Raw genomic sequence first — 24,867 nt, 5'->3', positions numbered from 1 at the left:
CAAACCGGAACTAATGCAACAAAAGAAGGATGGATGCCATGCAAGAAAACCTTCATGAAGTGTTTGACTTCATCTCGTTCACTGCTCGACTTCGAGAAGTTGAGAGGCATAACAATGCCACTGCGGCCCGGAAGGAGAGCGTGGCCGAGCACTCCTGGCACTTGGCGCTGATCAGCTGGATCCTGCACCGCGAGTTCGAGAAGGAGTGTGGTCACTCCCTTGACCTGGAAAGAATGATCAAGATGTGCCTGATGCACGACCTGGTGGAAATCGACGCCGGCGACCCCTCCGCCTGGAGCACCCAGCAGAACGAAGACAAGGCGCGCATCGAAGAGGCGGTGGCCCAGCGCCGGTTCGCTCCGCTGCCAGGCGGGCTCGGCACGGAACTCCTCGGGCTGTGGCACGAGTACGAGGCCGGGGAGACGCCCGAGGCCCGGCTCGTACGCGGCGTCGACCGGCTCAATCCCGCACTGATGCGCTTCCTGACGGGCCAGGGATGGCAGGACGTCGGCGCCGACGCCGCAGCGCTGGACCAACTCCAGATGCAGCGCGTACAAGTGAGTTCGGTCCTCACCTCCCTGTACCAGGAGGTCAGGGATGCAGCCGTAGCCCAGGGAATGCTCACACCCGCAAGCTGACCATCCCCGCGGACCGACCTGAGTGCGTTCGCCGACCCCCGCCCGTCACCGCTTACCCGCCCACGTGGCCGACCGCCTCACCTGCCCGAACTTCTCACCCTCCGCCGAGACGATCGAGCAGGGGTGGGGCGGCATGGCGACCTCACCACCGGCATCACCGACGCCGCCGCCGAAGGCAGCAACCACCTCATCAAAGTCCGCGCCGCCGCCGGTGGGCGACTGCGCGCCGCCGGACGCAGCGATGCGCTGCACGCCCACCGCAGGCACTAGCGACGCCATGACGGCGCACGAAACGGACGTCGTTCCCGCCATCCATCCCTTGGTCGCCATCCTGGGCGCCGAGGAGTCGGACCACACCCCGCAGTTCGCCGCCGCAGCGGTGGGGCCCCGTGGACGGAGCGTGATGCTGGCCTCGGCACGCGCTCTGGCCTGCACCGGCGCCGACCTGCTGGGCGAACAGGGGCGGTGCGAACGGGCCTGGGTGCGACAACGGCGGAAGGCTGAAGCCGGACAGTGAGCGAGACACAGGGCGCAGGGTGCGTCACCCGGTCACCGAGGAGCGGTGCCACCGGTGGCGGGCATAGGTCTGTCGCCGCGCCACAGGCACGGCACCGGTCTGGAAGTGCTTCCTGCCCGCGCTCGGAGCACCACTGGACTTCAGCGGCGCCGCGGACCGCGCCCGCGCGCGGCCAGTTGCGCGGTCACGCCCGCGGCCACCAGGCCCGCCGCGAGCGCCACCGCTCCGGCCCTGCGCACGGCGGTGCGCCTGCGGCCGTGCCAGCCGCCGTCCGTCGTGGCCCGCCCGTCCGAGGGGCGGGCCACGTTGCCGTCGGTGGGGGCGGCCGAACGGGTACGGGAAAGGTGCGCGCGGTCCATCTGGTGGGCCAGCGCCCGCTCCACGAGGGCCGGGGTGAGCTTCGACTGGATGCCGAGCACACGTCCGGCCGGCCCGACGTACGCCTCCCTGCGCGGTCGCACCGCCAGCCGCACCACCGTCCTGGCTGCGCGCTGCGCGGTGTAGACGGGTGCCATCGGGGTGACCGCCCGGCCGGTGTAGTTCGCCGCGTGCTGGAAGAACGGGGTGTCCATGGTCGCCGGCAGCACGGTGCAGACGTGGATGCCGTCCTGTCCCGCCAGGCGCAGTTCCTGGCGCAGGCTGCCGCCCAGCGCACGCACCGCCGCCTTGGACACGACGTAGGCGGCGTTGTACGGGACCACGGCGGCGCCGACGACCGAGGACGGCAGCCATGTGAACGGGTTCCCTCCGTTGACGGGGCGGCAACTCGTCGGTCCGCCCTCCCGGCAGACCGACGGGGGTGAGCGCCCGCATCGGAGTTGCGGCACACCTGCAGCAGTCGGCGAGGGACGAAAACGAAAAGGGAGTACGAAAGGACCGCAGGCGGTCACTCGTCACGAACCGTCAATCGCTACCGCTATCACATTGCCTTTGTATGAAACGGCGATCCGGACAGTGCCTCCAGGCACGACGGAACGCTGTGTGGTCGCGCAGCACCCGGCCGACACCCGTCGGCCTTCTGGACCTGCCCCTGCCCGGCATCCGCGAGAGCCCCAACCGCTGAGCCCCAGGCACCCTGCACAGCCTGCATGACCTGGAAAGAACGCCTGGTCTCCTTGGGAGTTCTCTGGGACTTTCAGCTGCATCAAGGGGCACGAGCGTGAAACGACCGAAAGACCATTTCCGCAGGTCAACGGCTGGCGGTCGATCGTTCCCGCAGATCAGCCGAGTGACTGGTCTCTTCCGGGACATCCGACCAGGAGGGCGAGCCGCCCCCGGTCGTCGCCATCCGACGACCGTCGGGGGGACCCCCGCCGAGTGGCTGGAGCAAGGTGCCGGGACGGTGATGCTGTGCGGCGGCGTCATCGCGGCAGTCGCCCGCTGATCCGCTCCAGCGTGGGCGGAGTCTTCCGCTTCCAGGTGTTGAAGTTGTGGCCGCCGCCGTCGAGGAGGATGGACGAGATGCGGGCGGACCCCTTCGCCTTCTTGATGAACTTCAGAGTGTCCTTGAGGTTCCTCTCACCCTTCTGGGAACTGGAGACCAGGAAGGGGGGAACGACCGGCGGGCACCTGTCCCGGGCTCCGGAACAAGTCGGCGCGATTCGTCGGCTTCTTGTCGCCGTGGAAGAGATCGCCCGCGCTCAGGTTCTCGGCTGCCTTGCAGTACGGGGACAGGCCCGCGCTCGCGGCGAATCGGCCCGGGTGGTGGGTGCCCGGTTTCAGCGCGCAGTAGCCACCGGTCGAGTTCCCGATGACGCCCCAGTTGCGTGCGCGTGTGCCGACCCGGTACCCGCCCGACACCGCCTGCGGCAGATCGTCCGCGAAGAAGGCCTCGGTCTACGGGCCTCCGGGTATGTGCACGCACTCGATGTCGCTCGGCGGTGCGACGGTCGGCCGCGTCATCACCAGGATCATCGGCTGCATCCTGCCCTGCGCCGCCAGAGCGCGTGCCGTCATCGGGTACTTCAACGCCTTGATCAGAGATGTGGCGTTGCCCGGGCAACCCGTCAGCACGATCGAAGCAGGGAACGTCTGCTTCGTGTGGGCCGGCCGGAAGCACTCCGACGGCAGGTAGACATACGCAGGACTGCTGATACCGGATTTCGCGCCCCGCACGACGGCCCTCTGCATCTGACCACCGGTGGAAAGCGGACGCGAGGGCAGCCTTCCCGGCTGCGACATTGACCGCCGCCGGGAAGTACCGTTCGCGCGGTTGTTGAGGTTCCACAACCGCACCTAGCCGTACGCGACCCCTTGAGCACATTCCCCGCAGTCGTCGGCCGTCATGCCGCCAGCGGTCAGCGGTCAGCGGTCAGCATTACGGCAGCTCCTTGCTCGACAGGGAGCGCCCCGCATCGTTCTGGACCTGCACGAACACGACCTGACCCTGCGTCATAAAGGTCAGCATTGGGTCAGCATTAAGACTGCTGAACCCTCCCCCGCAAGGCGGCACCCTGACACGAGAGCCGACCCTTCGGGACCGTCGGTGCCGAGCCGACGCCCGGCCTCCAGCAGCCGCTGCTGGCATCGGGGTCATCCCTGTCGGCATTCCCTATCAGGCAATGTCGGCATTCCCTACCAGGCAGCGCATTCGCGCACGTCAGCGTACGTTCCCACGCGGTTTCAGCGGGATGTTCGGCAGTTCCGGAGCCGGCAGGGAAGGGCCGTCGTAGCCCTTCACCTCGCCGAACCTGTCACCGTTCGTCCAGTCGGCGCGGGCCCGTGCGACGTCCTCCGTCGTGCGGCCCACGAAGTTCCACCACATCAGGATCTGCTCGCCGAACGGCGTCCCGCCCAGCAGGATCGTGCGGGCCGTGGTGTCGGACTCGTTGGTCAGGGTCAGGGTGGCCGCGCCCTGTGCGAGGTGGCCGAGGGCCGCGGGGGCGAGGAGGGTGTCGGCGAGGCGGACCGGGCCCCGGTCGACCAGGAGGCCGTGTTCGAAGGCCGGGTCCAGGGGGAGCGCGAGGGTGGCGCGCGGGGGGAGGAGGATCTCCGCGCCCAGCAGCGGGGTGAAGGTCGGGACGGGTGAGGTGGAGCCCGCCAGCGTGCCCAGGAACACGCGGATCTCCGCCCCGGAGACGTGGACCGGCGAGGGCGCGTAGTGCTGGAAGGCGGGGGCCGTGTCGCGGGCGGACTCCGGGAGGGCCACCCAGAGCTGGACGCCGTGCAGGGTGGTCGTCGCCGGGGTGGAGACCTCGGAGTGGCTGATGCCGCGGCCGCTCGTCATGAGGTTGAGCTCACCGGGGCGCACGTAGGCGTGCGTGCCCAGGCTGTCGCGGTGTTCGATCTCGCCGGTGAAGAGCCAGGAGACGGTCTGGAGGCCGGTGTGGGGGTGGGGCGCCACGTCCATGCCGCCGGTCGTGGCCACGTCGTCGGGGCCGTAGTGGTCGGCGAAGCACCACGCGCCGATGAGCGAACGGGCGCGCTGCGGGAGGGTCCGGCGCACCGTCATCGCCCGCGGTCCTCCGAGGGGCACGTCCCGCGGGGTCAGCACCTCGACCTTCGGGACCGCGCCGTCGGGCCCCGGCTCGCACACGATCTCCGCGGGGTCCTTCTCGACGTTGCTCATGACGTGCCCTTCGGTGGCCTTCGGTGGACAGGCGGGTGAGATGGTGATGGTACGGGGCCGTCCTCCCGGGACGCCCCGGCCCCCGGCCCCTGTGCCCCCGGGCCCCGCCCCGCCCGTCGCCGCGCTACCGCGCCGGCTGGTTGAGGCTGCCCAGCGGTCGCACCCGGCCCACCGCCCCGAAGCCCCAGTCCAGGAGCGCGCGGGCTTCGCGGTAGACGGTGAGGCCGTTGCCCTGCTGCGGATTGAGCACGGTGACGATCAAGGTGTGCTTGCCGCGGATGGCGGCTGCGATCAGGGTGTTGCCGGCCTTGCTCGTATAGCCGTTCTTGATGCCCACGATGCCCCGGTAGCGGCCGACGCCGTTCGCTCCGGTCAGCAGGCGGTTGGTGTTCTGGATGGCGTACGAGGAGATGTGGCTGCCGTCCGCGCGGGTCTTGTCCGGGAAGCGGGCGCGCGCGGTCGCGGCGAACCCGGCGAAGGACTTGTTCCTCAGCCCGGCGCGGCCGAAGAGCGCCAGGTCGTACGCCGTCGAGTACTGGCCCGGCGCGTCATAGCCGTCGGCCGTGACGACCTTCGTGTTACGGGCGCCCAGGGCGCGTGCCTTGGCCTGCATCTGGGTGATGCTCGACTTCCAGCCGCCGTTCATCGCGGCCAGGACGTGCACGGCGTCGTTGCCCGAGCGCAGGAAGGCGCCCCGCCACAGGTCCGCCGCGCGGTAGGTGCGCCCCGCCTTCACGCCGACCACGCTGCTGCCCCTGCCCATCCCCGCCAGGTCCTTCTTGCTGACCTTGCGCACGGCCGAGCCGGGCACGCGGGGCAGTGCGGTCAGGGCGAACAGGGTCTTCAGGGTGCTGGCCGGGGGCAGCTTCGCGTGCGGGTTGTGGGCGGCGATCACCTGACCGGTGCGGGCGTCCGCGACGATCCAGGCCCGGGCGGACACCTTCTTCGCCGGCACGGCACGCGAAGAGGTCGCGGGAACGGTCGTGGACGACGCCGACGCTGTCAGTAATCCCGTCTGCGCGGACAGGAGCAGCAGTGCGGCTCCGCCGACGACGGCGCGGCTGACGAACCGACAGGACGCGGGCGGAGCCAGTGAGGTGACGGTCATTCAGCCACGGTAGGGAACACCGGTCGTACGGGCCGACCTGGATTGCGCCATGTGGGCGAGGGAGACCGAAAGCCCCTGGCCGACGCACCACGGCGGAATTCTGTTTCCCCTGGTCAGATCGCTTTCCGCGAGCATTCGGCTGTCTGGCCGACGTTCCGTCACTGCCGGCCTGCCGTCCAGCCCGCCTCGTACGCGACGATCGCCGCCTCCACCCGGTTGCGGACGCCCAGCTTGGCGAGGACAGCGCTCACGTGCGCCTTCACCGTGCCCTCCACCAGGTGGAGTTGGGCGGCGATCTCCGCGTTGGAGCGGCCGGCGCCGACCAGGGCCAGGACGTCGCGCTCCCGGGCGGTGAGGCCCGGCGGCGCGCAGCCCGGGGCCGGGGCGGGGCGGCCGGAGCGGAGTCCCGCCACGACGCGGGCCACGACCCTCGGGGAGAGGTAGGCGCCGCCCGCCGCCACCGCGTGCACGCCCCGCAGGAGTTCGCGCGGGTCGTCCGCCTTGAGCAGGAAGCCGTCCGCGCCCTCGCGCAGGGCGCGGGCGATGTAGTCGTCCTCGCCGAAGGTCGTCAGCATGATCACCGCGGTGCCGGGCCGTTCGCGATGGATCCGGGCCGCCGCCGCGATCCCGTCGAGGCCGGGCATCTGGATGTCGAGCAGGGCCACGGCCGGCCGGTGCGCGCGCGCCGCCTCGACGGCGCCGGCCCCGTCGGCGGCCTCGGCGACGACCTCGATCAGCGGGTCCCTGGCCAGGATCGCCCGGACCCCGGCCCGGACCATCGCCTCGTCGTCCGCGATCAGTACGTCAACCATCGGCGCATCGTAGCCCCGGTCACTTTCGCCCGGCACCCCTGGCGAAAGTAAAGGGCCTGGTCACCGACCTGAGGGCGATGCGGTCGCGGCCGTACGGGACCTAGCGTCGAAGCAGTACCGACGACACCGGAGGAACCCCAGTGATCACCCTGCGAGGGCTGACCAAACGACATGGCGGGACCGTCGCCGTGGACGATCTGACGCTGGACGTCGAGGAGGGCCGCGTGACCGGGTTCCTCGGCCCGAACGGCGCGGGGAAGTCCACCACGATGCGCATGATCCTCGGCCTGGACCACCCCACCGCCGGAACCGCGCTGATCGACGGCAGACCGTACGCCCGGCTCCGCCACCCCCTGCGCGAGGTGGGCGCGCTGCTCGACGCGAAGGCCCTGCATCCGGCGCGTTCGGCACGCGGCCACCTGGTCGCGCAGGCCCGCAGCAACGGCATTCCCGTCCGCCGCGTGGACGAGGTGCTGGAGACGGTGGGCCTGGCCGCGGTGGCACGGAAGCGGGTCGGGGCGTTCTCGCTGGGCATGCACCAGCGGCTCGGCATCGCGGGGGCGCTGCTCGGCGACCCGAGAGTGCTGGTGCTGGACGAACCGGTCAACGGCCTCGACCCCGAAGGAGTGCGCTGGGTAAGGGAGTTGGTGAGAAAGCAGGCGGGCCGGGGGCACACCGTGTTCCTCTCCAGCCACCTCATGAGCGAGATGCAGCTGACAGCCGACCGGCTCGTCGTCATCGGCCGGGGGCGGCTGCTGGCGGACCTCCCGATGGCCGACCTCCTCGCCCGCGGGGCCTCCGCACCGGTGCACGTGAGGACGGCGGACTCCGGTGAACTCCAGCGCCTGGCAGGCGCGTTGCGGAACGCCGACGTGACCGGTGACACCGCGCTCGTCGCACGGGGCACGACCGCGTCCGCCGTCGGCGACCTGGCCCACCGCCTCGGCGTACGCGTCCACGAACTTCGCACCCTTACCCCCTCGTTGGAGCAGGTGTACATGGAACTGACCGCGCAGAGCCTGGAGTACGGGACGACCGGCGAGCCGAAGGCGGGAGTGTGAACACGATGACGGGCACACCACGCGTCGTTCCCCTGGCGCAGGCAGCCGGCGCCGAGTGGGCCAAGCTGTGGTCCGTCCGCACGGCGGCGGCCTGCCTGCTCGCCGGACTCGTGCTCACCGGCGTCTTCACCTTCTACTACGGCTCCATCGCCCGCATCAACGCCCACCCCGTCCAGCCGCTCGGCAACGCGCCGGTCTCCTCCCTCGTCCTGGGGCAGTTCGCGCTCCTGATCCTCGCCGCGGCCACCGTGACGAGCGAGTACGCCACCGGCAGCGCCCGCGCCTCGCTGCTGTGGGTGCCGGTGCGGGCCCGGCTGCACCTCGCCAAGTCGGCCGTGGCCGCCGCGGTGGCCCTCGCCGCCGGGATCGTCTTCGGGGTGGTGGGCCTGGCCGTCGCGTGGCAGCCGTTCGGCGGCCGGGCGACCTTCGACGCGGCGCAGTCGGCGGGGCAGGTCCTGGCCATGGGGGTGTACTGCGCGCTGCTGGCGGTGCTGGCCGTGGGCGTGGCCTTCGCGCTGCGGACGGCCGCCGCGGCGATGAGCGTGCTGGTGGTGCTGGTCGCGGGTCTTCCGGTGCTGTGCACCGGGCTGGGCGGACCGTTCCTGCTGGCGGTGAACGACCTGCTGCCGCAGACCGCCGGAACGTACTTCATGCGCGGCGGCGGCACTCCCTACCCCGCACCGGTCGGCCTGCTGATCGTGGCCGGCTGGGCGGTCGCGGCCCACCTGGCGGGGCGGACGGTGCTGCGCCGCCGGGACGCCTGACGGAGCGGCGGGGCCGATGGCCGAGACTGATCCCGTGTTCGATCGACTGAAGCGGCAGCGGCCCGTCGTCCGCCGGAAGGCGCTCCTCCTGGACACCGCCCTCTGGGCCGTCCTCGCGGGCGCGGGGATCTTCGCGTACGGGGAGCGGGCCGCCGCGCCCTCCCCCGTGCGGGACCTCGCGCTGCCGCTGCTGGTGCTCGCGGTGGCGGTGCCCGTGAGCCGGAGCCGTCCCCGTACCGCCGTGCTCCTCGTCGGCGCGGTGTGCGCGCTCGGGCTCGCCGCTCCGGTCCCGGCGGGCAGCCCGTACCTGTTGGCGCTGGCCGTCGTGGCCTTCCGCCTGGGCACCGGGACGACTCCCGCCGGGCGGGCGCTGACCGCGCTCGGGGGCTGCCTGGCCCTCGACCTGGCGGTGTGCGCGGTGCTGCGGGTGGACGCGGTGTACTGGTTCTACACCGTCTCGATGGTGCCCGCCGCCCTGCTGCTGCCGTGGCTGACCGGGCGCTACCGGCGGGCCAGGGCGGCGCTGGTGCGGGACGGCTGGGACCGGGCGAGGGCGCTGGAGGAGCGGCAGCGCGCGGTCGCCGAGCAGGCCCGGCTGCGGGAGCGGAACCGCATCGCCGCCGACATGCACGACTCCCTGGGCCACCAGCTCAGCCTCGTCGCCCTGCGTGCCGGGGCCCTGGAGCTGTCCCCCACGCTCACCGGCGCCGACCGCGCGGACCTCGCCGAGCTGCGGGCGGCCGTCGCCGACGCGGTCGATCACCTGCGGGACACCGTCGGCGTGCTGCGCGAACCGGATGCGCACGCGGTACGGTCCCAGGCCGCGCCGCCGGAGTCCGTCGAGCAACTCGTCGCCCGGGCACGGGAGTCCGGCGCGCCGGTCGAGCTGCGCCGCACCGGATCGGGGGCGGGCCTCGCGCCCGTGGTCGACCGCACGGTGCACCGGGTCGTCCAGGAGGCCCTGACCAACGCCCTCAAGCACGCGCCGGGCAGCCCCGTCCGGATATCCGTCGAGCACCGGCGGTCCCGTACGTCGGTACGGGTGAGCAACCCGGTCCCCTCCCCCGCCGCACCGCCCTTCCCCGGCGGCCACGGCCTCACCGGGCTGCGCGAGCGGGTCCGGCTGGTCGGCGGCACCTTCCGCGCCGGGCCCGGGGGCGGGGGCTACGAGGTGCTGGCCACGCTCCCCGACGACGTCGGCCCGCAGCCGCGGCCCGACCCCGAACCGCCCGGGGCGGCGGCAGGTCTGGTCGCAGCCCGCCGGGTCACCCGGCGGCGCTTCGCCCTGGCGTTGGCGGCGCCGGCCGCACTCGGACTCGTCGCGCTGGTCTCGGCCGTGGCCCTCGCCCTCCAGCTCACCGCCTGCGTGCTGCGGCCCGCGGACTTCGCGGAGCTGCGGACGGGGCAGCCGCGCGACTCCTTCGCCGGGCGGCTGCCCGACCAGGAGTACGCGTACGTGCCGGACGGTGTGCGGGCGGTGCCGCGGCCGCCCGCGACGCGCTGTGAGTACTACCGTTCGAACAGCAACGTCCTGGACCGGGTCGACGTGTACCGGCTCTGCTTCGCGGGTCCACGGCTGGTGGCCAAGGACGTCCTGCCGGGGCGGGCGTGAGGGGGCGCCTCCGCACCCGTAAGGGCCCCCGAAAGCATCGGGGACCCTCTGCCCGTGTCCCGGCCCGGCCGTCTCAGCCGTCGGCGCCGACGACTTCCGTGTCGTAGAAGCACAAGTGGCCCTTGATCGCGGCGACTTCGGGCTTCGGGTCCTGGTAGGCCCAGACCAGGTCGGCCGCGTCCGGCACCGACCAGTACGACGCGTCGCCCTTGAAGGGGCAGTGGGTGGAGGTGTCGGACGGGGTGAGGAGGTCCGTGCGGACGTCCTCGGGCGGGAGGTAGTAGCGGACGGGCAGGCCCGTCTCGTGCAGCAGGAGCGGGCGGCGGCTCTCGGCCAGGACCTGCCCTCCCCGTACGACACGGACGTGCGCCGTGCCCTGCTCGACGGTGATGCGGTGGCCCTTGCGTCCGGGTGGCGTGAGTGGCGTCATACGGATGTCAGCCGAGGGTGAGGCTGTTTTCTTCCCGGAGCGGGCCTACGAAGGCCACGGCGTCCATCGCGGGCAGGTCCGCCGGGTCGAGCGGGGCGTACCACCAACTGCCGGGGGCGCGCCGGGCCGGTACGCGGGGGGCCAGGTCGCGGGCGGGGAAGAAGGCACGGGCCGGGGCGGCGGCCGCGAGGGCGTGCTGCAAGGTCTCCCCCTCGGGGCGTCCGGCGTCGGCGGGGTCGGCCCAGGAGGGGGCGCAGGCCGCGGCCGCCTCCGGGGTGGAGTCGGCGGCGACGAAGGCGTAACGGTCACCGATCGCGGAGGCCGCGACCAGGGCTCCCGCGCCCCACCAGCGCTGTTCGCCCAGGAAGTCCATCCCGCAACGGGTGCGCTGGAGATGGGAGTTGTGGCCGAAGACCAGGCTCGGGCTGCGCTGGGCGGCGGCGAGGGCGAGCAGGTTCTCGGCCATCATCGCGTCGCGGACGCCGAGCATGACGGCGATGCGGTCGGGGGCGGTGGAGGCCATGGCGGCGTGGTACCGCAGGAGTCCGCGCGCGGTGCGGGCCCGGGTGTGCGCACGGTCGAAGGCGGTGGGGTCGAGCGGTCGCAGGGCCGGGAGTTCCGTCTCGTACACCGCGAGTACGTCGTCGGCGGCGGCCCGCAGGGCGCGGGCCCCGGGCGTACCGCCGATCGAGAGCGCCGGGTCCTTCAGGGCTCCGCTCTCTTCCCAGGGGGCGTCGTCGCCGAGGAGCCCGGACAGGGAGTCGGCGGTGTGCGGAACGCGGTGGGCGGGGAGGTGCGCGGCCAGGTGGGCGTGGGCGGCGAGGAGGGCGGCACGGGGGCTGGGGGTGTCGCCGATGTCGAGCGGCGCGTCGAAACCGTGGAAGCGCACCCGCTCCTCGGGCGGGCGTCCGGCGTTGTGCTCGCGCAGGCGGACGACGAGATCGCGGTTGGCGGCGAAGGCGCCGAAGCGGTGGGTGATGCCGGTGGCCAGGACCTCGTCGAGGTCACCGGCACCGGTGGTGACGTGGTCGTCCACCAGGGCGGCGGCGAGGCAGTCGCTCTCGATGGCGATGGCGCGGTAGCCGTGGTGGCGCACGAGGTGCAGGAAGAGGTCGTTGCGGAGCTCCAGGAACTGCTCGGCGCCGTGGGTGGGCTCGCCGAGCCCGAGGAGGAGGGGCGGCTGCGGCAGGGAGGCGAGCAACTGGTCGGCGGCAGCGGCGAGCTGGGCGGGGTCGTCGTCGAAGTGGTGGCCGAGGGGGTGAAGAGGAGAGGGCATGGAGGTTCCCTTCGGGAGGAGGGGTGGGGGTGCGGGCTCTGCCTTCCACCGTATCCTTGAAGTGCCCGTTGAGACTTTGCGCGGTACGCGCAAGGCCGGACCCACTGAAACCTTCAAACGGGGGTCATCATGAGCCCGCGCGCCCTGCGCCCCGTCGACCTGGCCCGTGAGCACGGGCTGTCCACCCAGGCCGTACGCAACTACGAGGACGAGGGCATCCTCCCGCCGGCCGAGCGCACCGCCTCCGGTTACCGGCGCTACACCCCCGTCCACGCCCAGGCCCTGCGCGCGTTCCTCGCGCTGCGTCCCGGGTACGGGCACGGGGTCGCCGCCGAGATCCTGCGGTGTGCGCACCGGGGCGAGACGGGCACGCTCTTCCGGCTGATCGACGGGACGCACGCGGAGCTGCTGCGCGAGCGCGACACCCTGGCGGAGGTGACCGCCGCACTGGGCGCGCTGACGGCCGATCCGCAGGCGTACCCAGTGACGTACCCAGCGAGGACGAGCGATCCGCAGCCGTGCCCCCGGACGACGGCCGAGCCGCAGCCGTACCCCGGGACCGGGGCCAGGACGGGGACGGGGACCGGGGCCGGGGCCGGGACCGGGGCGGAACCGGCCGTCGGCGCGCTGGCCCGGCAACTCGGCCTGCATCCGGCCTCGTTGCGCAAGTGGGAGGCCGCCGGAATCCTGCGCCCGCGCCGCGATCCCGCCACCGGGCACCGCCGCTATCCGCCGGAGGCGGTACGGGACGCGTACGTCGCCCGGCAGTTGCGGCGGGGCGGTTTTCCGCTGGACCGGATCCGGGTCTTCACCGAGCAGCTACGCGGTGCGGGCGACGCGGACGCGCTCGGCGGGGTGCTGGCCGAGTGGCACGCCCGGCTGCACCGCCGCAGCCGGGCGATGCTGGCGGCGGGGCGGGAGCTGGACGCGTACCTGGACCTCGTCGGGGGCCCCGGGGAGGGGGGCGGCTGATGGGGTGACAGCCGGTTCTGCGATTGCGGGCGATGGGCTGGTGGCGGAATGTGATCGACGGGCCGGGTGCGGGGCGCGACCCCCAGCCGTACCGGGCACTGCGCCCGAGCCGTACCCGTGGCCGCACCAGAGCCGTACCCGTAGCCGCACCCGAACCGCGCCCCGTCCCGGACCCCCGTCGTACGCACGCATCGGCCGCCCCCTGGCCGTACCACCGGAAGGATCCGCCCCATGGTTCACATCGCCCCCCTCTCCGCCACCGTCACCGTCGCCCTGTGCGGGGTCCTCACGCTGGCTCCCGCCGCGGTCGCCTCGCCCGAGGCACGCACGGCACCGGCCGCGGCGTCGACCGGGTCCGCCCCCGTCGTGCCGCCGGACGAGAAGCTCGCGTCCACGTTCCAGACGGTCGGCAAGTTCGGGGACGCGACCCAGGAGACGAGCGAGCTGGCCGGGATGGTGGTCAAGGGGGAGAAGGACAAGCAGAAGCTCGACAAGGCCCACAAGGAGTCCGACGAGAGCCTCGACAACCTGCTGGCGATCATTCCCGGCGGCTCGCCCGCCAACTTCGCGGGCCGCGCGGCGACCCCGCAGGAGCGGGCGGCGGCCGCGGCCGCGTCGCGCGAGGCGATGAGGGCCGCGGTGGAGCTGATCAAGGCCGACACGAAGGCGCTGGTCGAGGCCGCGCTGAAGGGGGACGCGGCCGGATACACGAAGGTGGGCGGGACGCTCGTCGTCCACTTGGGCCAACTGGCCACGGCCGTCTTCCTGGAGGTGGGCGTCGGGGCGGTGAAGGACGTCGTGCCGCCGACGCCGGTGCTCGGCCCGGCACCGCTGCCGAAGGCTCCGGCCCTCCCGGGCGCGGAAGCGGCGGGGGGAGCACAGAGCCTCCCGGGCTCGGGTGCGCAGGCCGGCCTCCCCGGGGCGTCCGCGCAGGCAGGCCACCTGGTGGCCGGAACGGCGGACCGTCACTGATTCGGCGTAGTACGGGAGAGTTCTTCGGCGCGACGGGGCGTCGCGCCGGGGAACTCCCCCGTCCCACCGGCCCGGCGGGCCCGTACCAATCTGGTCCAGACCTCTTGACGATTGGTCTGGACCTACCTAGCGTGTGGGCGCACCACACCCCCAGAGGCCGCCCCTCGGCCCCCTTGCGTCTCCCGGTCCCCACCCAGGAGGTCCAGCATGTCCCCCCGCGCCCGCACCGCCCTCCGCCGTCTGCTGACGGCCGCCCTGGCAGCCGCCGCGCTCGTCCCGCTCACCGGCGCCCCGGCTCCGGCCGCCCCCGCCGCCCCCGCCCTCCCCGCCGCCGACACCTGTCCGGTGAAGTCGAAGCCGGCCGGAAAGGTCCTCCAGGGTTACTGGGAGAACTGGGACGGCGCGGCCAACGGGGTGCATCCGCCCTTCGGCTGGACCCCGATCACCGACCCCCGGATACCCCAGCAAGGCTACAACGTCATCAACGCCGCGTTTCCCGTGATCCGCAACGACGGAACCGTCCTCTGGGAGGACGGCATGGACTCGACGGTGAAGGTGGCCACCCCCGCCGAGATGTGCCAGGCCAAGGCGAACGGCCTGACCCTGCTCATGTCGATCGGCGGCGCGACGGCGGGCATCGACCTCAACTCCTCGGCCGTCGCGGACAAGTTCGTCGCGACGATCGTCCCGATCCTCAAGCGCTACAACTTCGACGGCATCGACATCGACATCGAGACGGGCCTCACGGGCAGCGGCCAGATCACCAAGCTCTCCGCCTCCCAGTCCAACCTCGTGCGCATCATCGACGGCGTCCTCGCCCAGATGCCCCCGAACTTCGGCCTCACGATGGCCCCGGAGACCGCCTACGTCACCGGCGGCAGCGTCACGTACGGCTCCATCTGGGGCGCGTACCTGCCGATCATCAAGAAGTACGCCGACAACGGCCGCCTCTGGTGGCTCAACCAGCAGTACTACAACGGCAACATGTACGGCTGCTCCGGCGACTCCTACTCCGCCGGGACCGTCCAGGGCTTCACCAAGCAGACCGACTGCCTGAACAAGGGCCTGGTCATCCAGGGCACCACCATCAAGGTCCCCTACGACAAGCAGGTCCCGGGCCTGCCCGCCCAACCCGGCGCGGGCGGCGGCTACATGAGCCCCTCGCTGGTCTCCCAGGCCTGGCGCACCTACAACAACCAGCTCAAGGGCCTGATGACCTGGTCCCTCAACTGGGACGGCTCCCGGAACTGGACCTTCGGCGACAACGTCAAGGCGCTGCAATCCCGCTGATCGCCCGGATGGTCAAACCAGCAGGTCACACGGGCCCGCCTCTTCCGGGGCGGGCCCGTTCCGCAGCCCCGTGGCCGGATGGGGGCGGGCGCAGTCCGGCGGGACGCCGTGCGCACCCGTGCGGGGTGAGCGTTTCGGACACAGCCGGTAAACGGGGCCGGGCCCGGCCCGGGTTCAGCAGGCGGCGTCGAACTCGCGTACCACCTGCGGCAACGCCTTCAGAACCGTCGTGGAGTGGTCGACGTCGCCGACGTCGCTGAGCCGGTGGTCGGCTCCGTTGGCGATCAGCTGGCCTCGGCAGTGCAGGGCGTTCGCGTACGCGACGTCCTTGTCGCCCTTGGCGTGGAAGAGGTGCACCGGGACGTCGGGCCGCCAGTCGCAGGTGGTGTCCAGTGCCGCGAGTCCGCGCCGCAGGACACCCGTGGGCCGGCGCACCTGCTGGAGGAACTCCTCGGTGAAGAGTTCCTTCGACGTCGCCGGCAGCTCGGCCGCTATCTGCCCCACCTGGTGGTGGCCGTCGAAAAGCGATTCCACCCGTTCGTCGTACGGTGCGCGGAACGCCCGGGACGGTGTGTCGTACAGGCCGTACATGCGGTTCCAGGCGGTCGCGAAGTAGGCCAGGTAGAGCGAGGACTTCTCGACCTCGTCGTTCGCCGCCGCGGCCTCGAAGGCGCTCAGGTCGAACGGGCCGGCGATCGGGGCCAGGGCGCCCGGGCGGAAGTACGGGTCGACGCCCCGTTGCAGGGCCCGCCCGACCATCATGGTGGCGGGCCCGCCCTGCGAGAACCCGCTGACGAGGACGCGCCGGTCGAGGTCGCGGCCGTCCCGGCGGGTGAACGCGCGCGCCGCCCGCAGCGCGTCCACCGAGGCGCTGACGGTGGCCTCCGGGTGCCCGTACGGATGGAAGCCGGGGCCCTCGCCGAGCCCGAGGTAGTCCGGCGCGGACACCGCGCGGCCGGTGGAGGCGAAGAGCAGTGCCGTGGAGCGGTCGGTGGCCGCGTCGTTCATCGAGGCCACCTCTCCCCGGTACGCCTGGGTGCCGTGCAGCCAGGACACGACCCGAAGGGTGCGCTTGCCGCTCTTCGGCAGGGCCACCAGTTCACTGGCGGTGGTGGGCCTGCCCCGGGTGTCGACGGTGCGGTACACGATCCGGTGGGCGCGCACGCCGTGGCGCACCTGCCCCGCGTCGATTCCCTTCGCCGTCAGGCGGGCCGCGACCTCGGCGGCGTCCAGGTCCAGTACGGGGGTCGCGGACACCACTGCGCCGCGTGCCGCCGGGGGCTGGTGGGCGGCCGGGTGCTGGTGGGCGGCCGGCGCGGCGGCCGGGGAGGACGCCGGGCCGTCGCCGGAACCCGCCGCCGTCAGGGCCGCTGCGGCGCACACCAGGGCGAGCGCACCGGACTTCGCTGATCTCGCGCGTAACCGGGAAATGTTCATGACCCGACCCTGCCGTGTCCGGCCCGCCGCACGCACTGGGGCCAACACCCGGACCCGCGGGGGGTTTCCCTCTCCTCGCGCTCGGGCCCCGCCGCCCCTGCCCCCGCCCTCAACGGCCGAGCAACCGCGCGAGTTCCATGCGCGAGCGCACGCCCAGTGCGGCGAACACGTTGCGCAGGTGGTGGTCCACCGTCCGCGGGCTCACCGAGAGACGGACCGCCACTTCGCGGTTGGTGGCGCCCTCGGCCACGTACCGGGCGATCCGGTGCTGCTGCGGGGTCAGTGCGGCGAGCGGTGTCTCCTGTGCGGCCGGCCCGGCGTCGACCGCTTCGCCGGCGGCGCGCAGTTCGCCGCCCGCGCGTTCCGCCCAGGTCCGGGCGGCGCAGCGTTCGAAGGAGACCAGGGCGTCCCGCAGCGGGCCTCGGGCCTCCCGGGTGCGGCGGCGCCGGCGCAGCCACTGGCCGTAGAGCAGTTGGGTGCGGGCCCGTTCGAAGTCGCCGCCCGCACGGTCGTGGTGGGAGAGTGCCTCCTCGTACCGGGCGGCCGCCTCGTCCGGAGGAGCCAACAGGGCGCGGCAGCGGGCGAGTTGGGCGGGGGCCTGCGGGTCGGCGCTGCGGTCGGCCCACAGGGCGAACTCCGCCACGGCCTCGGCCGCGCCGTCCGCCGGTGCGGGGCGGGCGCCGCCCGGGCCGGCGTCCGCGCGGCCGCGGAGCACGGCCGCCTCGACGTAGCACGGCACGGCGAGCATCCGGGTGGCGAAGTGACCCCGCCGTGGGCCGGGGCGTACCAGCGGGGCGAGCCGCGCGGCCGCGTCGGCGGGCCGGCCGCGGGACAGTTCGGTCCGGGCACGTGCCCAGGTGGCGAGGGTGGCCGCCTGGAGGAGGCCGTGCGGGCCGGCCCCGGCCAGGGCGGCGTCGCCGTGCGCGGTACAGGCGGCGGCGTCGCCCTCCACCGAGGCGACGAGCGCGAGCACGGCGTGCAGGTGGGCGGCGGTGTTGGGCTGTCCCGTACGGCGGGCGGCCTGCAGCCCCTCCGTCGCGTGGGCCCGCGCCCGGGCGTGCCGTCCGGCCCGCAACTCGGCGTGGGCCAGGTGCTCCAGGGCCTTCGGCAGCAGTACGTCGGGGCCCGTCGACCGTACGGCGGCGAGCGCACGGGCGCCCGTCCGGCAAGCCGTGTCGACCTCGCCGAGGACGAGTGCCGCGACGACGGCGCGCAGGAGTTCCGCGGGGGCTCCGTCGCTCCGGGCCGTGTCGAGGTTGCGGCGCAGCAGCGCGTGCCCCTCGGCGGTGTGCCCGCCGAGGACCGCGCACATGCCCGCCCGGTGGCGCGCGAGCGCCGGATCGGCCGCGGTGGGCGGAACGCGCCGCATGGCGTCGAGGTAGGCGGGGGCGTCCCCCGCCGCCCAGGCCGCCTCGGCCGCGCCGAGCAGGGCCTCCAGGGCGCTCGGCGGATCGTGCGGGAGGAGCAGTGCGGCTGCGGTCAGGAGGGCTTCGCGGGCGTCGGCGACCGGGCCGTCCCGCAGCAGGAGCAGTCCGCGCACGCACTGCGCCGGGCCGTGCGCGGAGGCGCGGTGGTGCGCGGGGGCCGGGCCACGGACGGGGGCGGGGTCGGGCGCGGAAGCCCCGCCGGGCCCGGAGGCCGGGCCGGGTCCGTGCACGCGTGCCAGCAGTGCGCGGGCCCGGTCCGCGTCGCCGGCGAGCCGGGCCTGTTCGGCGGCCGCGGCGAAGCGTGCGCCACGCCGGGTGCCGTCGACGGTGAGGGTCGCGGCGCGGGCGAGCGCGGACGCGCGTCCGGCGTGCGGCACCGGGGCGACGGCACCCGCCGCCAACTGCCGCGCGAGCGCTTCGTCGTGTCCGGGGGCCGCGCAGGCCCGCTGGACGAGTTCCGGCAGGGACGGCGCCCCGGCTCCCGCCAGCAGGTCCGCGAGCATGTCGTGTGCTGCCCGGCGGTGCGTCGGGAGCGCCCTGTGCAGGACCGCCCGACGCAGCAGTGGGTGACGGAAGTGCACCCGTTCTCCCGTGTGCTGGAGCGCCCGCGCGGTCGCCGCGGGGTCGAGGAGCACCCGTTCCACCAGGTCGGCGTCGAGCCCGGCGCGAACTCCCGCGCGCAGGATGAGCGCCGCGTCCGATCCGATGCCGTCCGGTTCGTGCTCCGCCGCGGCGGCGGCCAGCAGGAGCACCGTCCAGGTCTGCGGCGACAGCCCGTCCAGCAGGGCGGCGTGCGCCTGGAGGACGCTCTCGGCGCCGGGCAGCGGATACGAGAGCGGGGTGCGGCCCGCCAGCTGTCCCGGGGTGAGGCGGGCGAGGAGACCGGCGAGCAGGCTCGGGTTGCCTGCGGCCTCCCGCACCAACTCGCCCCGTACCGCTGGTTCCACGTGGTCCGCTCCCCGGGTGAACCTGTCCAGGACAGCCGAGGCCGCGTCGTCGTCGAGAGGGCCGGGGCGCAGCACCGGCAGCCCGGCGAACTCCGTCTCGTCGGCCGTGCTGATCAGCACGGCGACCCCGCTGTCCGCCCCGAGCCGCCGGGCCGCGAAGGCGAGCGCCGCGCGCGATGCGCCGTCCCAGCGGTGGGCGTCGTCCACACAGACCAACAGGGGCCGGTATCGGGCGAGTTCACGCAGCAGGCCCGGCAGCGCGGCGGGCACGGAGCCGGAGCGCAGCACCTGTTCGGGCGGCAGGGGAAGCGGCCCGGGCGCGGAGCACAGCAGCGCGTGCAGCCCGCTGTGGGGCAGCCGCTGTTCGGCGGGAGCGGCCGTGACGTCCAGGACCGCGTCCGGGCAGCGGGCGGCATGGCGGGCGACGGCCTGGCGCAGGAGTGCCGTACGCCCCTGCCCGGGCGGGGCGGCCACGACGAGCGCGCCGCCGCGCCCAGCCCACAGTCGGCCCAACAGGGCTTCCAATGCTGCGAGTTCACTGCCGCGCCCGTACAGTCGCAGCGGGGTGCGCACGGTCGTGGAGGAGGTCACGCCGTCACGTTACTTCCGCGTAAACAACTGCGGAAGACTCCCGTCCGCCTGTCCGGCCGGGTTCGGGGCGGCGTCCCAACGCGGACCCGTCACGGCTGTGCGGGGGCACAAGCCGCGCCCCCGCCGGGCGGTGGGGAGCCGAGCCGCGCGGCCCCTCACCGCCCGCCCGTCACGAGGTGTGCGGGCAGTTCCCCCGGTACTCGGCGATCGTCGGGCTCGGCTGCGGCAGCGGGCACAGGAACTGCTCGTAGCGGGTGTCGTCGTCGATGAACCTCTTCAGCCACGAAATGCTGTACTTGGCGATCGTGGTGTTGGAGGTGTTCGGCGTGAAGTGCGAGGCGCCCCGCAGCTCCAGGTACGCCTTGTCCAGCGAGCCGGGCAGTGAACCGTAGAACGGCTCCGAGTGCGACGCCACGGGCGCGATGGTGTCCCCGTCCGCACCGACGACCAGGGTGGGCGTGCGCAGTTCGGGCCACGTCTTGTCGGTGTTCCAGCCGGTCAGCGGGATCGCCGCCTTGAGCGAGGTACGGCTCTTCGCGGCCTCCAGGGAGCCGCCGCCACCCATGGAGTGGCCCATCACGCCCAGCCGGGAGGCGTCGATCCGACCGCGCACCGCACTCTGCTTGGTCAAGTAGTCCAGTGCGGCCAGGAGTTGACGCCCCCGGCTGGCGGGCTGGTCGGAGGTGGTGTTGGTGTCGATGGTGAAGACGACGAACCCCTGCGAGGCGAGCCGCGGACCGAGCCAGGCGATGGAGGACTGGGTGGCGGTGAAGCCCGGTGAGACGGCGACCGCGCCGAAGGTGCCCTGCGCGGTGGACGTCGGGTAGTAGATGGTGCCGCCGCCGAACCCGCTGACGCTCAGCCGGGAGACGGACGTCTCGGAGGTGGCGAACGAGCCCCGGCTCGCCTCGATGCTCGACTGCGTCGGCGCCGGACCCCGCTCGTAGGGGTTCTCCGCGACCCGCGCCGCGGGAAGCGGGGCGGCCTGCGCGCCGGGGAGCGAAGCGGCCAGCAGCGCCGCGGCGGCGACCGCGCTGGCGCACGCGCCCTGGAGGGTACGGGACTGGGTCAGCTGGTGGCGACGGTGGCGCGGGGTGGTGTCGCCGGAGGGAAGGAGCTGCTGCACGGGGGGGTCCTCTCGTCGTGACGGCATCACGCCGGGCCGGGGATCGGGGCACGTCGTCCAGTCGGCTCCGGGCGCCGCGTGGGTGCCGCTGTTCTTCACTGACAGGGGACACTCTCGCGGCGGCCGCGCGGCGCGGGCATCGGCGAGTTCACCGGTCTTGGGCCGGCACGGTCTCCGGCCGGAAGCGCACCGGTGCCGACGCTCGGGGCCTCCCGCCGGAAGACCATCGGCGGCTCCGGGGCCTTGGGGAGCGGGCGCGGGAGCGGGCCCCTTTCCCGGTGTGCACCCCGGAAGAGGGACCGCGCCCCGCACTCCTGCGACTACCGTTGTGCGCGGCTCACCGTCAGAGCGCCGGGTGGGCGTTCTTCAGCAGCTCCTGGAACTGCGCGGAGAACCAGGCACCGGAGACCGGCGCGTCCGGCAGCGCGCCGGACATGCTGTTCCCGTTGCGCGGGTTGCCGGTGTACGTCGGGTCGCACATCCGGTCGAAGCCCTTGTTGTCGGGGTTCGGGATGAGCTTGCTGGAGCCGTCCGACTCGCCCGGCGGCTTGACCCACACGTAGGCGTCGATCCCGGCGGCGGGCGCCGTCGTCGGACGCTCGCCGAGGCCGGCCCCGGACTGGTTGCACCAGTTGCCGAGGTGGATGCGCCGGTCGTACCGTCCGCCGTTCACATAGGCGTCGACGGTCGTGCGCGGCCCCGGTCCGGCGGGCCTTGCCGTACCGCCCCAGCCGTTGCGGGAGGTGTCGATGAGCATGCCGAGACCGGAGTCGAAGCCGAGGGCGACCAGCTTGGCGCGCATGGCCTGCGCGTAGCTCAGCTCGTCGGTGTAGCGGTTCCAGTCCACCCACTTCGACTGGCGCACGGAGGTCCCGTTCACGCTGTCGTCGAGGGTGAAATGGTCTTCCTTGAGAGCGCTGTAGTTGGCGGTGTTGACGACGAAGCCGTGCACGTCGGCGAGGGTGGCGCCCTCGGTGGTGGCGGCCTGCTTGAACATCTCGGCGGAGGCCGTGAAGTTGTCGTCCCAGCCGAGCCAGCCGTGGTGGCCCGCGTCGACGTAGTTGTAGACGTTGGGGACGTCGCCCAGCTTGTTCAGCGCGTACCCGACGCCCTTCTGGTAGTTGCCGTTCGCCTTCATCACGTCGCAGGCGGTGGGGCGGGGGGTGACGTTGGTGACGAGGTTGGGCAGGGAGTCGATCTCCACCGCGGTGACGATCCGCAGCCCGGCGTACTTGGGGTCGGCGAGGATCGCCGCGATCGGGTCGATGTACTCGCTCTTGTACCGGCCGATCTCGGTGGGGCCGAGTTCCCCGTTGGAGGCGAGCGCGGCGCAGTCGCGGCCCGGCAGGTTGTAGATGACGAGCTGGACGGCGAGCTCTCCGCTGCCTTTCTGCTTCAGTGCCTCGTCCAGGTGGGCGCGCAGGCCCATGGAGGTGCCGCTGCCCTGGACGGCGGCGATGCGGTCCAGCCAGACGGCGGTCGGCTGCTTGGCGACTGCCGCGCCGCCCGGTTCGGCGGCCGCCTTGGCGGACCACTCCGGGTTCACGTAGACCTTGGCCCCGGTGTACGGGTTGTCGACCCGGTCGCCGGGCGGATCCGTGGGGTCGGGGCCCGGGCCGGTGCCGCCATTGCAGGTCACGCCGTTGAGCCTGAAGGCGGTGGGCACGGCGTTCTCACCGCTGCTGCTGCCGTTGAAGCCGAAGGAGGCGGAACCGCCGTTGCCCAGGTTCCCGTTGTACGAGACGTTCTTGGCGGTGACGGCCGCGCCGGTCTGGGTGACGGTCGCGTTCCAGCCCTGGGTGACCTTCTGGTTGCCGGCGTAGACCCATTCCAGCGTCCAACCGGTCACCGGATCACCGGTGTTGGTGACGGTGACGTTCGCGCCGAAGCCGCCGTTCCACTGGCTCTGGATCTTGTAGTCGACGGTGCAGCCGGCTGCGGCGGCACCGGCGGGGCCGGACGCCACGGCGGTGACACCGGCGGCCATGAGCAGCGCGCAGGCCGCCGCCAGGCCCGTACGGCCGAGGGAGGAGACGGAGGAGGACCTGAGCGGTCTCCGCGCCGAGGCGGCGGAGCCGGAAGAGGCGGAAGAGGTGGCGCGGGGATGCACGGGGTGATGCATGAGCGACTCCTGACAACTGAGGTGCTCCTGACAGAGCACCTAGCGAAGGGGACCGCTCCCACTGGTGAGGCAGAACCGTAGCGGCAAGCGACGTCAAGTAACAGACGTGCTCGCCAAGTTGCTCTGTCGAATATCTTCGACTCTTCACCCTTCTTGACCCCGCGACGCGGACGCCAGCACAGTGGGAGCGCTCCCACTGGTGCAAGGCATTCAACGCACGAACCCAGTGCGGTGCGGGGCGCCCGGTCTCCGGACGCCCCGCACCGACCGGGCGCACACTGTCGGTGGCACGGCTCCAGGTCACGCGGCCGGGTCACACCTCCACGTCACGCGACCGGATCACACGTCCAGGTCCCCCTTCCGGGTCCCGCCTCCGGGGGACGCGCCACGCCGGCTCCCCGGGCCCCGTCCCTCAGGACACCAGCCCGTCGGCGACCAGGCCCGCGAGTACCGCCTCACCCAGGGCGTGCACCGCGGACTGCGGGCGCACCATCACCGTGAACTCCTTGATCAGCCCTGCCTCGTCGAACTGCAACAGGTCGATCCCGTGGATCTGCTTGCCCTGGATCGTCGCCCGGAAGATCAGGATGTCGGACGGCGCCTCCTCTCCGGTGCCGGTCGTCTCGGCCGTGCCGTCGAGCCGGCCGACGTAACGGAAGTCCTCGAAGGTGCGCAGCAGGACCCCGAACAGCCCCAGCACCATCGGCCTGCCCTCGAAGGGGGTGAACTTCACCGGGCTGTACAGCCGGACGTCCTCGGTGAACAGCTCCTCCAGCGCGGCGAGGTCGCGCTTCTCCACGGCCGTGCGGAAGCGATCGGCGGTCTCCATGGCTTCTCCTCGTTTCACCTTGTTCACGTCGCACCTCGGTTCACCTTGGTCACGTCGCACCTCGGTCACGTTTCACCTCGGCCGGAGGGACGTGACTGGTTGTCGGGTGGGCGCACCGCACGCGCCACGCGCACCGCATGACGGGACGCGCCGGATCGCGCCGGATTGCCGGTCGCCCGGCCGTGCCGGCCCACCGGCCGCTCAGTTGTGCCGGATCAGCGACTCCACCAGGCCCGTCCTCGTCCGGGGGAAGTCCAGTACGACGATGCCGAGGCCCCGCCAGCCGTTGGGCCCCGCACTGTCCAGCAGGGCGTGCACCTTGGGGTTCAGACGGTCGGAGTTCCAGCGCGGGGGCAGGCCGGCGGCGGTGCTGACGAAGTTGATGTACTGCTTGCCGGGCTGCGCGACCGCCTTCCTGAACTGGGCCTCGATCTGCGGGTACTTGGCGAACGGCTCGGCCTGGTAGTCGTCCTGGATGTCGAAGACCGAGGAGTCGCCCCAGCGGATTCCGCCCGGCAGCCCTCCGTTGTCGGCGAGCAGGACGACCCGGCCGCGCGCCTGCCCCAGCGAGGGCAGCGCGTCCGCGATCAGGAACAGCGAACGCCAGCCCCGGCGGTCGAGGTAGTCCGCGAAGAGTGCGCCGAACTGTGCGTCGGAGACTTCCGAGTACTCCTGCTTCACCCGCATCAGCACCGTCTCCGAGGGGTGCGCGGCGAGGAAGTCACGGCAGGCAGTCAGTACGTCGTCGAAGTTGAGGCGCTGGTAGAACGCGCCGTGGTGGATCGAGAACGACCCGTCGAAGGCCCTGCACCGGATGTCCAGAAAACGAATTCCCGAGGTCAACTGCTCGGCGACGGTGGTGTTCTGGCACTCCACCCACGGGCCCCCGAAGCGGGCGCCGGAATCGTGCGTGCCGGGCACGGTGAGGGTGCGCAGGGGCCGGGCCGAGTCGAGCCCGGCCATCCAGTCCGGCGTTCCGAGAACGCGGGTCCGGGGTGCGCGGGGCCCGGGAACGAGCGTCCCGCCGGGCCGTGGCGCGGCGCTCGCCGGCGTCGCACCGGCGTAGGCCGCCAGCCCGGCGGTGGAGAGGGCGGCCGCACCCTTGAGGAATCCTCTTCGGTCCATGCGCAACTCGTCTCCCTGGCATCGCTCCGACCACAGGCGCGCATCGAAACACACGCGGGTACGCATCAACCAGGGGGTGAAAGACGGCGCTTGGGACCAAAACACAGCTACCGGTCACGGCGGAGGACAGATCACGGTACCGCCGGTCCGCCGAGGGCCACGGGCACCCGGGGCGCAGAGGCCGCCGAAACCCAGCGGCCGTACGGCCGACCGGCCACGGAGCCGAGCGACCACGGACCGGGC

22 protein-coding genes are annotated in these 24,867 nt (G+C 72.9%); 9 read left to right on the top strand and 13 right to left on the bottom strand.

Annotated elements, in window-relative coordinates:
• Positions 1 to 29 precede the first annotated feature (29 nt).
• The 3 genes from ACIP93_RS30850 (at position 30) to ACIP93_RS30840 (ending at position 1,155) form a co-directional block, all read left to right on the top strand.
• A complete protein-coding gene (locus ACIP93_RS30850; RefSeq protein ID WP_401764020.1) occupies positions 30 to 638 on the top strand; it encodes an HD family hydrolase in 609 nt (202 codons plus the stop codon).
• A gap of 123 nt (positions 639 to 761) precedes the next feature.
• The gene (locus tag ACIP93_RS30845) at positions 762 to 908 is read left to right on the top strand and encodes a hypothetical protein (protein WP_401764018.1); all 147 of its coding nucleotides are present in this window, start codon (positions 762 to 764) and stop codon (positions 906 to 908) included.
• A 7-nt stretch (positions 909 to 915) separates the two neighbouring features.
• On the top strand, positions 916 to 1,155 hold the full coding sequence (locus tag ACIP93_RS30840) for a hypothetical protein (RefSeq protein WP_401764015.1): 240 nt from the start codon (positions 916 to 918) through the stop codon (positions 1,153 to 1,155).
• A 140-nt stretch (positions 1,156 to 1,295) separates the two neighbouring features.
• On the opposite strand, the gene ACIP93_RS30835 is transcribed toward ACIP93_RS30840, so the two are convergent.
• The 5 genes from ACIP93_RS30835 to ACIP93_RS30815 form a co-directional block, all read right to left on the bottom strand.
• Positions 1,296 to 1,856: a hypothetical protein gene (locus tag ACIP93_RS30835; protein ID WP_401764012.1), complete on the bottom strand. Its 561-nt coding sequence runs from the start codon at positions 1,854 to 1,856 to the stop codon at positions 1,296 to 1,298.
• An 817-nt stretch (positions 1,857 to 2,673) separates the two neighbouring features.
• On the bottom strand, positions 2,674 to 2,955 hold the full coding sequence (locus tag ACIP93_RS30830) for an alpha/beta hydrolase-fold protein (protein ID WP_401764009.1): 282 nt from the start codon (positions 2,953 to 2,955) through the stop codon (positions 2,674 to 2,676).
• Positions 2,956 to 3,754: 799 nt separating this feature from the next.
• Positions 3,755 to 4,723, bottom strand: coding sequence for a pirin family protein (locus ACIP93_RS30825; RefSeq protein ID WP_401764006.1), 969 nt, complete (start codon positions 4,721 to 4,723; stop codon positions 3,755 to 3,757).
• A 124-nt stretch (positions 4,724 to 4,847) separates the two neighbouring features.
• On the bottom strand, positions 4,848 to 5,831 hold the full coding sequence (locus ACIP93_RS30820; protein WP_401764003.1) for a D-alanyl-D-alanine carboxypeptidase family protein: 984 nt from the start codon (positions 5,829 to 5,831) through the stop codon (positions 4,848 to 4,850).
• A gap of 158 nt (positions 5,832 to 5,989) precedes the next feature.
• Positions 5,990 to 6,643 (bottom strand): response regulator, encoded by a 654-nt coding sequence (locus ACIP93_RS30815; RefSeq protein WP_401764000.1) that lies wholly within the window; start codon positions 6,641 to 6,643, stop codon positions 5,990 to 5,992.
• A 140-nt stretch (positions 6,644 to 6,783) separates the two neighbouring features.
• On the opposite strand from ACIP93_RS30815, the gene ACIP93_RS30810 reads away from it, so the two are divergent.
• The 3 genes from ACIP93_RS30810 to ACIP93_RS30800 are packed head-to-tail and all read left to right on the top strand — an operon-like array spanning position 6,784 to position 10,080.
• Complete coding sequence (locus ACIP93_RS30810; protein WP_401763997.1) at positions 6,784 to 7,704, top strand: ABC transporter ATP-binding protein; 921 nt, start codon at positions 6,784 to 6,786, stop codon at positions 7,702 to 7,704.
• A gap of 5 nt (positions 7,705 to 7,709) precedes the next feature.
• Positions 7,710 to 8,468, top strand: a complete 759-nt coding sequence (locus ACIP93_RS30805) for an ABC transporter permease (RefSeq protein ID WP_401763994.1) — start codon at positions 7,710 to 7,712, stop codon at positions 8,466 to 8,468.
• 34 nt (positions 8,469 to 8,502) lie between these two features.
• Positions 8,503 to 10,080, top strand: a complete 1,578-nt coding sequence (locus ACIP93_RS30800) for a sensor histidine kinase (RefSeq protein WP_401763991.1) — start codon at positions 8,503 to 8,505, stop codon at positions 10,078 to 10,080.
• A gap of 73 nt (positions 10,081 to 10,153) precedes the next feature.
• Here ACIP93_RS30800 and ACIP93_RS30795 read toward each other — a convergent pair whose 3' ends face one another.
• Both ACIP93_RS30795 and ACIP93_RS30790 read right to left on the bottom strand, forming a co-directional pair.
• A complete protein-coding gene (locus tag ACIP93_RS30795; protein ID WP_345220052.1) occupies positions 10,154 to 10,510 on the bottom strand; it encodes a DUF427 domain-containing protein in 357 nt (118 codons plus the stop codon).
• Positions 10,511 to 10,517: 7 nt separating this feature from the next.
• Positions 10,518 to 11,786: an erythromycin esterase family protein gene (locus ACIP93_RS30790; RefSeq protein ID WP_345220053.1), complete on the bottom strand. Its 1,269-nt coding sequence runs from the start codon at positions 11,784 to 11,786 to the stop codon at positions 10,518 to 10,520.
• Between the two features lie 129 nt (positions 11,787 to 11,915).
• On the opposite strand from ACIP93_RS30790, the gene ACIP93_RS30785 reads away from it, so the two are divergent.
• The 3 genes from ACIP93_RS30785 to ACIP93_RS30775 all read left to right on the top strand — a co-directional run bounded on the left by ACIP93_RS30785 (position 11,916) and on the right by ACIP93_RS30775 (position 15,020).
• A complete protein-coding gene (locus ACIP93_RS30785) occupies positions 11,916 to 12,758 on the top strand; it encodes a MerR family transcriptional regulator (protein ID WP_401763987.1) in 843 nt (280 codons plus the stop codon).
• Positions 12,759 to 12,989: 231 nt separating this feature from the next.
• Positions 12,990 to 13,730, top strand: coding sequence for a hypothetical protein (locus tag ACIP93_RS30780; protein WP_401763984.1), 741 nt, complete (start codon positions 12,990 to 12,992; stop codon positions 13,728 to 13,730).
• A gap of 207 nt (positions 13,731 to 13,937) precedes the next feature.
• Positions 13,938 to 15,020 (top strand): chitinase, encoded by a 1,083-nt coding sequence (locus ACIP93_RS30775; protein ID WP_401763981.1) that lies wholly within the window; start codon positions 13,938 to 13,940, stop codon positions 15,018 to 15,020.
• Between the two features lie 174 nt (positions 15,021 to 15,194).
• On the opposite strand, the gene ACIP93_RS30770 is transcribed toward ACIP93_RS30775, so the two are convergent.
• From ACIP93_RS30770 to ACIP93_RS30745, 6 genes are all read right to left on the bottom strand, one after another.
• Positions 15,195 to 16,457 carry a hypothetical protein gene (locus tag ACIP93_RS30770; RefSeq protein WP_401763978.1) on the bottom strand — a complete coding sequence of 421 codons (1,263 nt, stop codon included), beginning with the start codon at positions 16,455 to 16,457 and terminating at the stop codon, positions 15,195 to 15,197.
• A gap of 109 nt (positions 16,458 to 16,566) precedes the next feature.
• On the bottom strand, positions 16,567 to 19,422 hold the full coding sequence (locus tag ACIP93_RS30765; protein ID WP_401763975.1) for an AAA family ATPase: 2,856 nt from the start codon (positions 19,420 to 19,422) through the stop codon (positions 16,567 to 16,569).
• 169 nt (positions 19,423 to 19,591) lie between these two features.
• Positions 19,592 to 20,548 carry an alpha/beta hydrolase gene (locus ACIP93_RS30760; RefSeq protein ID WP_401763973.1) on the bottom strand — a complete coding sequence of 319 codons (957 nt, stop codon included), beginning with the start codon at positions 20,546 to 20,548 and terminating at the stop codon, positions 19,592 to 19,594.
• Positions 20,549 to 20,891: 343 nt separating this feature from the next.
• Positions 20,892 to 22,535: a glycoside hydrolase family 6 protein gene (locus ACIP93_RS30755; RefSeq protein WP_401764113.1), complete on the bottom strand. Its 1,644-nt coding sequence runs from the start codon at positions 22,533 to 22,535 to the stop codon at positions 20,892 to 20,894.
• Between the two features lie 547 nt (positions 22,536 to 23,082).
• On the bottom strand, positions 23,083 to 23,499 hold the full coding sequence (locus ACIP93_RS30750; RefSeq protein ID WP_345227889.1) for a nuclear transport factor 2 family protein: 417 nt from the start codon (positions 23,497 to 23,499) through the stop codon (positions 23,083 to 23,085).
• 201 nt (positions 23,500 to 23,700) lie between these two features.
• On the bottom strand, positions 23,701 to 24,624 hold the full coding sequence (locus tag ACIP93_RS30745) for a phosphatidylinositol-specific phospholipase C domain-containing protein (RefSeq protein ID WP_401763970.1): 924 nt from the start codon (positions 24,622 to 24,624) through the stop codon (positions 23,701 to 23,703).
• Positions 24,625 to 24,867 lie beyond the last annotated feature (243 nt).

Source organism: Streptomyces sp. NPDC088745, assembly GCF_044751045.1.
In the GTDB taxonomy this organism is placed as follows: Bacteria; Actinomycetota; Actinomycetes; order Streptomycetales; family Streptomycetaceae; genus Streptomyces; species Streptomyces cremeus.
The sequence above is the reverse complement of the archived record's forward strand: the minus strand, read 5'-3'. Positions and strand labels throughout refer to the sequence as shown.

What these genes read in the sequence shown, in the direction of transcription:
- ACIP93_RS30850 (WP_401764020.1), top strand. Translation starts at nt 30, where the DNA reads ATGGATGCCATGCAAGAAAACCTTCATGAAGTGTTTGACTTCATCTCG.
- ACIP93_RS30840 (WP_401764015.1), top strand. Translation starts at nt 916, where the DNA reads ATGACGGCGCACGAAACGGACGTCGTTCCCGCCATCCATCCCTTGGTC.
- ACIP93_RS30825 (WP_401764006.1), bottom strand. Translation starts at nt 4,723, where the DNA reads ATGAGCAACGTCGAGAAGGACCCCGCGGAGATCGTGTGCGAGCCGGGG.
- ACIP93_RS30820 (WP_401764003.1), bottom strand. Translation starts at nt 5,831, where the DNA reads ATGACCGTCACCTCACTGGCTCCGCCCGCGTCCTGTCGGTTCGTCAGC.
- ACIP93_RS30815 (WP_401764000.1), bottom strand. Translation starts at nt 6,643, where the DNA reads ATGGTTGACGTACTGATCGCGGACGACGAGGCGATGGTCCGGGCCGGG.
- ACIP93_RS30805 (WP_401763994.1), top strand. Translation starts at nt 7,710, where the DNA reads ATGACGGGCACACCACGCGTCGTTCCCCTGGCGCAGGCAGCCGGCGCC.
- ACIP93_RS30795 (WP_345220052.1), bottom strand. Translation starts at nt 10,510, where the DNA reads ATGACGCCACTCACGCCACCCGGACGCAAGGGCCACCGCATCACCGTC.
- ACIP93_RS30790 (WP_345220053.1), bottom strand. Translation starts at nt 11,786, where the DNA reads ATGCCCTCTCCTCTTCACCCCCTCGGCCACCACTTCGACGACGACCCC.
- ACIP93_RS30785 (WP_401763987.1), top strand. Translation starts at nt 11,916, where the DNA reads ATGAGCCCGCGCGCCCTGCGCCCCGTCGACCTGGCCCGTGAGCACGGG.
- ACIP93_RS30780 (WP_401763984.1), top strand. Translation starts at nt 12,990, where the DNA reads ATGGTTCACATCGCCCCCCTCTCCGCCACCGTCACCGTCGCCCTGTGC.
- ACIP93_RS30775 (WP_401763981.1), top strand. Translation starts at nt 13,938, where the DNA reads ATGTCCCCCCGCGCCCGCACCGCCCTCCGCCGTCTGCTGACGGCCGCC.
- ACIP93_RS30770 (WP_401763978.1), bottom strand. Translation starts at nt 16,457, where the DNA reads ATGAACATTTCCCGGTTACGCGCGAGATCAGCGAAGTCCGGTGCGCTC.
- ACIP93_RS30755 (WP_401764113.1), bottom strand. Translation starts at nt 22,535, where the DNA reads ATGGCCGCCGGTGTCACCGCCGTGGCGTCCGGCCCCGCCGGTGCCGCC.
- ACIP93_RS30750 (WP_345227889.1), bottom strand. Translation starts at nt 23,499, where the DNA reads ATGGAGACCGCCGATCGCTTCCGCACGGCCGTGGAGAAGCGCGACCTC.
- ACIP93_RS30745 (WP_401763970.1), bottom strand. Translation starts at nt 24,624, where the DNA reads ATGGACCGAAGAGGATTCCTCAAGGGTGCGGCCGCCCTCTCCACCGCC.